Annotated in this window: 12 protein-coding genes; 3 read left to right on the plus strand and 9 right to left on the minus strand. The window is 40.2% G+C overall.

What is annotated here, in order from left to right; translation table 11 throughout:
* Positions 1 to 5: 5 nt before the first annotated feature.
* From KIT27_07035 to KIT27_07045, 3 genes are read right to left on the minus strand one after another with little or no spacing between them, the layout of a single operon-like run.
* Positions 6 to 1241, minus strand: a complete 1236-nt coding sequence (locus tag KIT27_07035) for a hypothetical protein (GenBank protein ID MCW5589405.1) — start codon at positions 1239 to 1241, stop codon at positions 6 to 8.
* A 10-nt stretch (positions 1242 to 1251) separates the two neighbouring features.
* Positions 1252 to 1590 carry a P-II family nitrogen regulator gene (locus KIT27_07040; GenBank protein MCW5589406.1) on the minus strand — a complete coding sequence of 113 codons (339 nt, stop codon included), beginning with the start codon at positions 1588 to 1590 and terminating at the stop codon, positions 1252 to 1254.
* Between the two features lie 5 nt (positions 1591 to 1595).
* Entirely contained in the window at positions 1596 to 1886 is a 291-nt protein-coding gene (locus KIT27_07045; protein MCW5589407.1) for a hypothetical protein, read from the minus strand.
* A gap of 120 nt (positions 1887 to 2006) precedes the next feature.
* Here KIT27_07045 and KIT27_07050 point away from each other — a divergent pair, with 120 nt between their 5' ends.
* Positions 2007 to 2246: an accessory factor UbiK family protein gene (locus KIT27_07050; protein MCW5589408.1), complete on the plus strand. Its 240-nt coding sequence runs from the start codon at positions 2007 to 2009 to the stop codon at positions 2244 to 2246.
* 9 nt (positions 2247 to 2255) lie between these two features.
* A complete protein-coding gene (locus KIT27_07055) occupies positions 2256 to 3749 on the plus strand; it encodes a YifB family Mg chelatase-like AAA ATPase (GenBank protein MCW5589409.1) in 1494 nt (497 codons plus the stop codon).
* Between the two features lie 155 nt (positions 3750 to 3904).
* On the opposite strand, the gene KIT27_07060 is transcribed toward KIT27_07055, so the two are convergent.
* From KIT27_07060 to polA, 5 genes are all read right to left on the minus strand, one after another.
* Positions 3905 to 4813, minus strand: a complete 909-nt coding sequence (locus tag KIT27_07060) for an alpha/beta fold hydrolase (GenBank protein ID MCW5589410.1) — start codon at positions 4811 to 4813, stop codon at positions 3905 to 3907.
* A 53-nt stretch (positions 4814 to 4866) separates the two neighbouring features.
* The gene (locus KIT27_07065) at positions 4867 to 5733 is read right to left on the minus strand and encodes a bifunctional methionine sulfoxide reductase B/A protein (protein ID MCW5589411.1); all 867 of its coding nucleotides are present in this window, start codon (positions 5731 to 5733) and stop codon (positions 4867 to 4869) included.
* 102 nt (positions 5734 to 5835) lie between these two features.
* Positions 5836 to 6315 carry a hypothetical protein gene (locus tag KIT27_07070; GenBank protein ID MCW5589412.1) on the minus strand — a complete coding sequence of 160 codons (480 nt, stop codon included), beginning with the start codon at positions 6313 to 6315 and terminating at the stop codon, positions 5836 to 5838.
* A gap of 30 nt (positions 6316 to 6345) precedes the next feature.
* Positions 6346 to 6900, minus strand: coding sequence for a hypothetical protein (locus tag KIT27_07075; GenBank protein ID MCW5589413.1), 555 nt, complete (start codon positions 6898 to 6900; stop codon positions 6346 to 6348).
* 80 nt (positions 6901 to 6980) lie between these two features.
* Complete coding sequence (gene polA / locus KIT27_07080; GenBank protein MCW5589414.1) at positions 6981 to 9665, minus strand: DNA polymerase I; 2685 nt, start codon at positions 9663 to 9665, stop codon at positions 6981 to 6983.
* A 106-nt stretch (positions 9666 to 9771) separates the two neighbouring features.
* Here polA and KIT27_07085 point away from each other — a divergent pair, with 106 nt between their 5' ends.
* Positions 9772 to 10698: a homoserine kinase gene (locus KIT27_07085; GenBank protein MCW5589415.1), complete on the plus strand. Its 927-nt coding sequence runs from the start codon at positions 9772 to 9774 to the stop codon at positions 10696 to 10698.
* On the opposite strand, the gene dapF is transcribed toward KIT27_07085, so the two are convergent.
* Positions 10676 to 11586: diaminopimelate epimerase (gene dapF / locus KIT27_07090; protein MCW5589416.1), on the minus strand; the 911-nt coding region annotated here is incomplete at its 5' end. The two genes, KIT27_07085 and dapF, sit on opposite strands and share 23 nt — an antisense overlap.

Below are 11586 nucleotides of genomic sequence, written 5' to 3' on the forward strand. Positions count from 1 at the left end.
TCCTGTTATTTATTAATAAAATCGGGATAGGCTTTTACACTGCATTCAATAACATCATTACCCAGAATTTCTGCTTCAGCACAGACTCGCAAACCCATCACAAAGTTTATAATAATCCAAATAATGAGTGTTGTTAGAAACACCCAAAAGGTGATAATCATCGTGCTATTCAGTTGAATGAAAAATTGTTTGAACCAGCTTAATGCCGAATGAGCAGAATTCGGCGCAGTGATCAAACTCGCACTGAGTAAACTACAAATACTGGCCATGCCGAATCCTCCGATGGCCCCGATAGGATCGTCAATTTTTAACTTGTCTAATAAAATAATACTAAAAAAGCAAATAATGCTGCCAATCGCGCTAATGGTCACTACATCTGAAAGCGCGAGTGAAGGTGCTGTCGCAGAAATTAAAATTACGCCAATTAATAAACCGTTTAAGACTAAACTTAAATCCACCGATCCATAAATGATGCGTGTTAATATGGCCATGACCAGCGAACTCACGCTACTGGCCATCAGTGAATTAATAAACACAGCAAAAAATCCGTGAGTATCCTGATGCAAAATCGAATATGCCCCCAAAAACCCAAAACTGGCTATTAATACTAACCAGGTTCCTAATACGGCAATTGGCATATTGCCACCTAAAATGGGTTTTATACCGGTGGGATTATTGTAACGTCCGGGGCGCGCGCCTAAAATTAATATGCCACTCAATGAGCTTGCCGCAGCACTTAAAAAAATCAGCGCACAATTTCCTCGATCGATAAAATGCATTTGATAAATAAATCCACCCTCGTGTAACCAATAACCCAGAACTGGATAAACAAAAATCATAAATAACAGACAAAATATCACATAAGACCACAGTTTTAATTGTTCTGCTGTCGCACCCGCGATGATGGCCATGGTAATTAAGGCTAAACCAAAATGATAAAATGCCGTGGCAATTGAGGTATCGCTAATTTCCACATCCCAAAAGTGATGCCAAGATTGTTGCGATTGAAAGATAATGCTTAAATCGGGAAAATAGGCATGATGATCATGATTCATAAAAATAATCGAGTATCCCAGGCCTAAAAATGTCATTGCGGTCACTGCCAGCCCTAAACAATTTTTCGCAAAGAGTGATCCCATATTGCAGGTGCGAATTAATCCAGCAGCAAACATCGCCATGCCACAAAAGACTAAAATATTTAATACACCGGCCGTTAATAAATATATTTCATTAGTTGCCATAGCTATTCCTTTATAATGCCTCAATGCCTTGCTCACCCGTGCGCACGCGCACGACTTCTTCTAATCCTAAAACAAAAATTTTTCCATCTCCCATTTTTCCAGAATATGCCGCGGTAGAGATCGCTTCAATGGCTTTATCTACTAAGCTTGCTTCCAAGGCAATTTCAATTTTTAATTTGGGTAAAAAATCGACGACATACTCTGCGCCACGATAGAGTTCCGTATGTCCGCGTTGACGACCAAATCCTTTGACTTCAGTGACTGTCATCCCTTGCACGCCTATTTCCGCCAGCGCATCGCGCACATCATCGAGTTTAAAAGGTTTAATAATCGCTATGAGAAATTTCATCATCGTCATTCATCCGCTAAGGTTAACACACGAAAATGGCTAAATTGTCGATTCATTAACGATCGCACAGCCCAAATGCTGCCAGGGATCATGTAAATAAAAATCGCAAATAAGCCAATAATCCAACGATGTTCATAATAAACATAAAAATTAATGGGTTTACCCAATAATGCCATGGTAATTAAGGCAAACACATACATAAAAAACATTACTACGGCAGTGAGGCGAGATGCTAACAAAAAATGCATCCACCATACTTGCAACGCCATACCCACACTGACTTTTGTTGACTTCATACATAAATCTCATTAGCAAAGATTTTCTCATTGTAAGCGATCATCTCGCGAAAAGGTATTTTTACTGACGCTTGAACCCAAGCTTGTTACACTTGCGTTTTTATCAAAAAGGAAAAAATCATGTTTGATCCTAAATTGCTCGATGAAATTGCAGAAAAACTCAGCCAAGTGATCCCTCCTGAATTACGTAACATCCAACGTGATATTCAAGATAACTTCCGGCGAATTTTACAAAGTTATTTTGCTAAATTAGATTTAGTCACGCGCGAAGAGTTTGATGTGCAAACTAAGGTATTAGCCAAAACGCGTGAGAAATTAATGGAGTTAGAAAAAATTGTGACGACTTTAGAACAAAAGTAATTGTGAGTTATGTCGAATGCTATCGTTTATACTCGCGCCGCATTAGGCATTGATGCGCCGCTGGTTACCGTGGAAACTCATATCTCAAATGGTTTACCTCGATTATCAATTGTCGGTTTACCCGAAGCCACGGTGCGCGAAAGTAAAGATCGCGTACGCAGTGCTATTTTAAATGCCCAATTCGAATTTCCTGCCAAACGCATTACCATTAATCTAGCACCGGCTGATTTACCCAAACAAGGAAGCCGTTTTGATTTACCCATTGCGTTAGGCATTTTGGCAGCGTCGCAACAAATTAAAAAAGATCATTTAAGTCATTGTGAGTTTACTGGCGAATTAGCCTTAAATGGCGAGTTGCGGCCTGCCGATGCTATTTTGCCGATGGCGATTGCGGCGCATCAAGCCAAGCGGGAATTAATTATTCCGCAAGACAATGCCATAGACGCGCGTTTTGCGCGTTATGGCAAAACGTGGTGCGCTCCCCATTTATTGGATGTCTGTGGATTTTTAAACGATCAAACAACATTAACCGCCGTAGAAATTCAAACCATTCACCACGCGGTAAGTTATGCGGTGGATATGCAAGATATTCAAGGCCAAGATAATGCTAAACGCGCTTTGGTAATTGCAGCCAGTGGTGGGCATTCCTTGTTAATGTCGGGTTCACCTGGTACCGGTAAAACCATGCTCGCCACGCGTTTACCCACCATTTTGCCCGCGTTATCAGAACAACTCGCGTTAGAAACGGCGATGATTTATTCTTTAGCCGATTGCAAACGCGAAGAAAATCATTTTTTCCAACCGCCTTTTCGCGCCCCCCATCACACAGCATCGAGCATTGCCTTAGTCGGTGGCAGTTCGCCTCCACGCCCGGGTGAAATTTCGTTAGCGCATAATGGGATTTTATTTTTAGATGAATTAACTGAATTTAATCGCCATGTCTTAGAAGCATTACGCGAACCGTTAGAATCGGGAAAAATTATGATTTCGCGCGCCGCACGTCGCGCTGAATTTCCTGCACGTTTTCAATTTATTGCGGCCATGAATCCGTGTCCATGTGGTTATTATGGTGATGCAAGTGGGCGCTGTCGTTGCAGTCCTGATTATGTAGAACGTTATAAACGCAAAATTTCGGGACCCTTGCTGGATCGCATTGATTTACATATTGAAGTCAAACGCATTGCCAATGAATTACTCCTAGAAACTTCGCGCAAAAATCCTACGAGTGCTAATCTCAAACAATTAGTCCACGAAACAAGACAGCGCCAACTCACTCGCCAAGGGTATTTAAACAGTGCGCTCACCAACGCCGATTTACATCACTATTGTGTTTTAACGCCGAGTGCGCAAACTATCATTGATAAAGCCTTAACTCGTTATCAATTATCAGCGCGCAGTTTTCATCGCTTATTAAAAGTGGCGCGGACGATAGCCGATTTACAAGGTGTCGAAGCATTAACTGAAGAATCAATTTTAGAAGCGCTGGCGTATCGTTCAACCTAAGAGCCTATTCAAAAGATTCAAGCATAAAAATTTTGAACTGACGCTAAGAGCCTGTTCAAAGTCTCCAAGCTTGAGTCAGAAAGTGTCGATTTTTGAGCACCGGAGCGCAGTTTACACGTCAGTAAATGAGCATCGGAGCACAGAAAATCGGCAGTTTATGGCCAAGATTGGAGACTTTGAACAGGCTCTAAAAAGTTTAGAGCGTCCTCGACAAATATTTCCCATTGATCTATCCATAGCATATGCATGCATTTGGGATATATTTTTAGGGAACAGTTTGGAATAGAATGATACATCATATCAATATGCGATCTTGGCATGATCCATTCATTTTCTCCCAATAAAATTAATGTCTCGCATTTAACATTAATTAATTGGTTTTCATAATTAAAATGTTTTAAAAAAGTTCCCCAACCATAATTCATGATATCAATGTTGTAACCAATTTCCAGAGGAGGTTCCCCTGGCTCGAAAGAATAAGAATACAAAGGAGACATTAATCGATAAAAGTCGGTAATTTCTTTTTTAGAACCATCAAATGCACCATTCCATAATTTCTCTGCAAACGCAATTTGCTCGGGTGTGCCAATTTCATTTAAGTTGGCTTTAGCTTCCGCATAAAAAGCGGAACTGACCACACCGCCAATGAGTAATAATTTTTTTAATGACTCTGCATACCGAATCGAATAACCTAAGGCTACTATTGAGCCATAAGATTGTCCGAAAACAAAAAAATGATCGGGATTGATATTAAAATGCTGACGAATTGCCTCTACATCATCGATATAATGATCAAGCGAACACCATTCGATATCGCATCGTTCACTCTTACCACAAGCCCTTGGATCGAAAAGAATCACATCGGCGACTTGAAAAAATGTTTGAGCAAGTGACATGGCCGGATCATCATACATTCCCATATCATTACCTGGGCCACCCGGTAAAAGAATAATGGTATTTCTCTCACCTAATTTTTTTTGCACATATTGCTTGGTGAAAATTTTGCAAGCTGGAATGCCAGGCCTTTCTGGTAACGTTATAAAATTTTCTTGGGAATGAATCATAGTTAGCCCTTTTGAGAATCTCCGAATAAAAATTAGTAAAGTCGAGCAGCAGATTAAAATATTTTATTATGCCGATGACAATAAGGTGATTTTTGCATTTTATCATAATAATGTTGATGATACTCTTCCGCCGACCAAAAATGTGTCACTTTTCTTAATTGTGTTGTCACCTGATAGCCTTTTTCTTTCAATATTTTTATCACCTGTTCTGCGGTATCGCGTTGTGATGGATTGAAATAAAAAATAGCACTTAAATATTGTTCACCAATATCAGGACCTTGCCCATTATCTTGAGTAAAATTATGTATTTCAAAAAAATATTTAATTACTTGTTCGTACGTTAGTTTATCTTTATCGTAAATTACACGTAAGACTTCAAGGTGATGCGTATTACCGCGGCAAACATCTTCATAAGTTGGGTTGGAAGTGGCACCACCGCTATAGCCAACTTGTGTCGCGATAACACCAGCCAGTTTTTCAAAATAATATTCTACGCCCCAAAAACAACCCGCAGCAATGATGGCTTCTTCAGTATCCATGACTTCATTATCCTGCACGAACTCAATGGCTAAAGAATTAACGCAGTGACGCAAATTTTTTGCGGTATGTCCTTCCCCTTCAAATACATGGCCTAGGTGACCGTCGCACCGCGCACAGAGGATCTCCGTGCGACGACCATCAGCATCCGCTTGGCGTTTAATGCGATGGGGAATTTCATCATCAAAACTTGGCCAACCACAGCCAGAAATAAATTCATGATGTGCCCGAAACAAAGCCATACCACAACCACGGCAGATAAAAGTTCCTCGTTCAGGAATGGTTTTAATATCAACGGTGAAAGGCGGTTCGGTATGCTTCTCTTTTAAAATAGCATAGCTTTCCGGTGTGAGGCTCGCGTATTTGTCCATGGGTGTTCCTATGCAACAGTGTTTGCAAGATTTTACTATAAAATCTGTTCGATCTCGATAAGATGCATAATACAAACAATATTAATTTTGATTCGCTTTTAAGCGATGGAAACTTCAAAGAGTGGGTCTTAAACGATAATGCATGGCTTCTTCTAATTCTTGTTGATGTTCTTTATCTGCTTCAATGGTAGCAAGTTGATATAATGCCAATGCTCTCACGCGAGCATCGTGCAAACTTTTATCTTCTTGATGTTGTTTGATCCAAGACTCATGAGAATTAGCACATTTGACTAACGTATCTTCTAACAAACGATCTTCAAAAAGACTCGTCCCTTCGGCATGCCCGCCGACAAAAGCGTAGTGATCCATTAATGGCGCTTGAGCACCATAACTCCCGAGAACATTCGCCCCCACGCGATTACCATTACCAGGAGTATCACTTCCCTGAATGTAGCGAATAAATTCTTCTTGGGAAACCATTTCTTTAGTCGCTAATAAACACAATCCTTGAATTTCTTGCTCGGAAACGCATAACTCTTTTTTGTGTTTATCAATCCAACGCAAACGATTATGAATATTAAAATAAGAGTGCATAGTCATTCCTCAGTTTTCTGTCACCGATTTTTAGCCTCCCACAGAACTACGATAGCGGTAATGTTTCTTGTCCCATTCATATTCTGCATTGGCGTTTTCTTCAGCTATTTTATTCGTTACCATTCCTCGAGCTAATGCCGCTTCTTCGAGTACTTCCGCATAAGAGTTTTTTGCGCTTTTCGAAGGATTAGGTTGCAAATACTGTATCGAACGTCGCTGTTTTTGTTCTTGATAGTAAATATCTTCAAGCGCGCTGCCGCCATCGTTAATAGCACCAAACGCATAGCCAGGATCGAGGTTTGCGAATGATTCAACTGAACGACTGCCACTTACCATATCACCTCGTATGGTGCCTTGCGGTCCGCCCCCTTGTGCAAATAAAATAAAGGCCGCGGCAATATTTTTTGTTCCGAACTGATCGCCACCGGCAAATAATTGACCGGATTGAACGGCATTATTCAAGTCGATTTCTCCGCCATCAGGAATTAGATTCGCTAGCTGTTGGAGAAAAGCTAATTGCAGTTGACTAAAACCCATTTGCGGGCTTTTTTGTAGCAGTTCACGTACGCGTTGATAACTTAGCATTGGGATTACTCCTCTTTACTAAAAGAATAGCACAATATTGAGCGAACATCCCTTCATTCATCAATTAAGTTTATATCCTATCAATGCGCCTCATCCCAATTTGCGCCGACCCCCACTTCAACCGCTAGTGGAACTACTAAGGTTAACGCGCGGCTCATGCGTTCGGCAATTTCGTGTTTCACGTTTTCTACACAGTGATGATGAACTTCAAAGACCAATTCATCGTGGACTTGCATGATCATCACCGCAGCGATTTTTTCGCGCTGTATCCACCGATCAATATCAATCATCGCAAGTTTAATAATATCGGCCGCACTGCCCTGCATAGGCGCGTTAATGGCAGCCCGTTCTGCGGCACGTTGCCGCTGAAACTGTTTAGAATTAATTTCAGGTAAGTATAATCGCCGTCCGCTGATGGTTTCCACATAGCCTAGTTGTTTGGCTTGTTGACGCGTATTTTCCATATACTGTTTTACGCCTGGGTAACGATGAAAATATAAATCCATGTATTCTTGCGCATTATTTCTGTCGATCCCTAATTGTTTAGCTAAGCCAAAGGCGGACATGCCATAAATTAAACCAAAATTAATCGCTTTGGCACTCCGCCGTTGATCGCTGGTGACCTCATTTAATGGCACACCGAAAACTTCAGCGGCGGTGGCTTTATGAATATCTAAGCCTTGGGCAAAGGCGTTTAATAAACCACGATCACCCGATAAATGCGCCATAATTCGTAATTCAATTTGTGAATAATCTGCCGCCACGATAACGTGTTCTGCTCGTGCAATGAATGCGCGACGAATTTGACGACCCGCTTCATGACGAATAGGAATATTTTGTAAATTAGGATTAGAAGATGATAAGCGCCCGGTAGACGTCACCGCTTGCTGATAGGACGTGTGAACTCTCCCCGTCTTAAGATCGATTTGTTCGGGTAGACGATCGGTATAGGTCGATTTTAATTTACTGAGACTGCGAAATTCTAAAATCACTTTAGGTAATTCATACTCATACGCTAATTCTTCTAAGACATTTTCAGCCGTCGAAGGTTGACCTGAAGGGGTTTTTTGAATGATCGGTAATTTTAATTCGGTAAATAAAATATCTTGTAATTGTTTGGGTGAACCTAAATTAAATTCACACTTGGCTAATTGAAATGCTTGTTGCTCAAGTTCTTTTATGCGTTTAGCCAATGTTTGGCTTTGTTGCGCTAATAAGGTTTTATCAATTAATACACCTTCACATTCCATGCGCGATAACACTGGAACTAAAGGCAATTCAATGGTTTGATAAATGTGATTTAATTTTTCTTCTGCCAAAATTTTGGGGTGTAATACGTGATGTAAGCGTAACGTAATATCAGCGTCTTCTGCAGCATATGCTGTGGCTGTGGCGATGTCGACTTGATTAAACGTCACTTGTTTAGCACCTTTACCGGCAATTTCTTCAAAGGTAATCGTGTGATAATTTAAATAATGCAACGCTAGCGTATCCATATCGTGCCGATTACTGGTGCTGTTTAACACATACGATTCAAGCATGGTATCGCCTGCTAAACTAGAAATATTAATTCCATAGCGGCATAGAATATTCATATCGTATTTTATATTTTGCCCAATGATTTTTTGTGGGATTTCTAAAATGGGTTTTAACAAAGTTAATATTTTCTCACGATTTAATTGCTGAGGTGCATTTTCATAATTGTGTGCAAGAGGAATATACGCAGCTTCTTCCGCCGTGACTGCAAACGACAATCCCACTAATTCGGCTTGCATATAATCGAGGCTCGTTGTTTCAATATCGAAAGCAAAGTGTGGAGCTTGTTGTAACCGAGCTAACCACGGCAGCAATTGTTCTTCTGTAAAAATAGTGTGGTAGTGATGGCTGACTGATTTTTTTTCCGCGTCAGTGGTTTCGGTTAATTCTTTTAACCAGGTTTTAAATTCATAGCGGGTGAATAATTCTTTTAAGGTTTGAGTATCGGCAGGATGCACTAATAAATCATTTAATTGATACGGCATATCAACCGTGCAATGAATGGTGACTAATTGTTTGGAGAGTGGCAAAAATTCCACACTTTCGCGCAAATATTCTCCCACTTTACCTTTAATATTTTTAGCATTCGCTATTATCCCATTTAAATCGCCAAATTCTTGCAGCCATTTTACCGCCGTTTTAGGACCACATTTATTAACGCCAGGAACGTTATCAATTTTATCGCCGATTAATGCCAAATAATCGACGATGAGTTCTGGAGGCACACCAAATTTTTCGATAACGGCTTGGCGATCGTAACGTTTATTGCTCATGGTATTAATTAAATGAATATGATCATTAACTAATTGCGCCATATCTTTATCGGTAGTAGAAATTAATATTTCGCGTTTATCTTGCAAAGCCAAATGCGCAAAACTCCCAATTACATCATCGGCTTCTACTTTATCCACAATAATCAACGGAAAACCTAAGGCTTTTATCAGGCTAAATACCGGCTCAATTTGCACTCGCAAATCATCCGGCATGGGCGGACGCGTGGCTTTATAGTCTTTGAATAAATCGTGACGAAATGTTTTTCCTTTGGGATCGAAAATCACCGCCATCAATTCGGGTTGATAATCTTTTTGCAAACGCTTTAACATGCTAATTACACCATATATCGCTCCGGTGGGTTCTCCGTGCGAGTTGGTGAGTGGTGGTAGTGCGTGAAATGCACGGTATAAATAAGAGGAGCCATCTACTAAAATAATCGGTTTGTTTTGCGTCATATTCAATTGCCTTCTAAACTCAGTGGGGTATTATCCTAAATTAAAAGACCCAGGGGCAAGCTCCATCGCATAAATTTTAACGGATGAACCCTACACAGGAAAAACGATGGCGATTTATACCGCGTTAAGTGAACAAACGATTTTAGCAGTGGTACAGTATTACCATTTAGGGCACTATCAACAGTTTGCTCCCCTATCAGGCGGAACTCAAAATTCCAATTATGTAGTAAATTGTCGGGAAAAATCGTACGTGATCACGGTGTTAGAATCTGGAACGCTTGCCGATCTCAACATCACCCTACAATTGCTGGAAGCATTAGGCGCGCACTTTTTTCCGGTGCCCAAACTGTATTATCGCCAACCGCTATTTTGTTATCATCACAAACCGCTGATTGTCACAGAATTAATTCAAGGCCAACATGAAATTAATTTATCTTTAGAACAAATTCAGCAAGTGGCATTCTTTTTAGCGCGACTGCATACTTTTTCAAACCAACATGAATTTAAGCGCGAGAATAAACGCAACCGCATATGGCAAATGAATATGATTGATAAATTGCACCAACAACTTCAACCCGCTGAAAAAATCGATTTAGCCAATGCACTCGCTATTTTGAATAATGTCGATTTTATTGATTTACCTAAGGGCATTACTCACTCTGATTTATTTCGTGATAATTTATTTTTTCAACAACAACAATTAATCAGCGTCATCGATTTTTATGATGCAGCATATGACTATTATTTATATGATGTTGCTGTAGCGATTAATGATTGTTGCCAAACCACAGAAGGTTATGTAGATGAGAAATTAACCCAACATTTTTTAACGTGTTATCAAACGCTTCGTCCCTTTGCCCCCTTAGAAAAAAAATACTGGCCCGCCATGCAATTATACGCTGCAGTCAATTTTTGGCTTTTACGCTTAAATCGATTTTATGATGAAAAGATTTCACAAGGGAATTTACTTAAAGATCCGCAGATTTATCAATTAATCGTTCGCCAGTTGATTAGCAATTATCAGGAAGAGTAATAATTCCTTCAAACACCGTCACTGCTTCGCCAAGCATAAATACGGGTGCTTCGCCACCTTCCCATATCACGGTTAAATCGCCACCCGCTTGTTGAACAATTACTTCACTATTGCATAAACCTAATTTTTTAGCGGCGACCATCGTCGCGCACGCACCACTACCACAGGCTAAAGTCAGTCCGCTGCCACGCTCGTAAACACGCAATTGAATGTTTTTTTCATTGACTATTCGCGCTGCACTGAGATTAACCCCTTGCGGGAATTGCGGGTGTTGATTTAACGCTTGGCCTAATTTTTCTAACATTAAATTCGCTTCATCGTGATTAATAATTACCGCGTGCGGATTGCCCATGGATAACACAGACATGGGCAATGTCATTTGATTGATAGATACTTGATAACTATCATGCTCAGATTCTGTGATAAATGGAATTGCAGCTGGAGTAAAAATAGGTTTGCCTAAATTGACTTTAATCGATTGCGAATCAACATACTCCAACTCAATCAAACCTTTTGTAGTGGCTAAACAAAATTTCGTGTTATTCGGTTGTAAATAATCATGAATGTATTTAGCCATGCAACGCGCGCCATTGCCACATTGTTCGGCTTCACGGCCATCGGCATTGATAATTCGATAATAATAATCGGCATGAGGATGTTCTGAAGGTTCTAATAATAAAATTTGATCGCAGCCGATGCCATAATGACGATCGGCGAGAGAGCGATATTGCGATGAATTAAGGTGAATGGCTAAATCGAGATTATTAATCACAATAAAATCATTTCCCAATCCTTGCATTTTAGTAAAAGCTATTTTCATAAATAACCCTATAATCTGGATTTTGACGTAGCCTGGAACGGAATGTAGCCTGGAACGGAGCGCAGCGG

The sequence above is a fragment of the Legionellales bacterium genome (assembly GCA_026125385.1).
Classification (GTDB): Bacteria; Pseudomonadota; Gammaproteobacteria; order JAHCLG01; family JAHCLG01; genus JAHCLG01.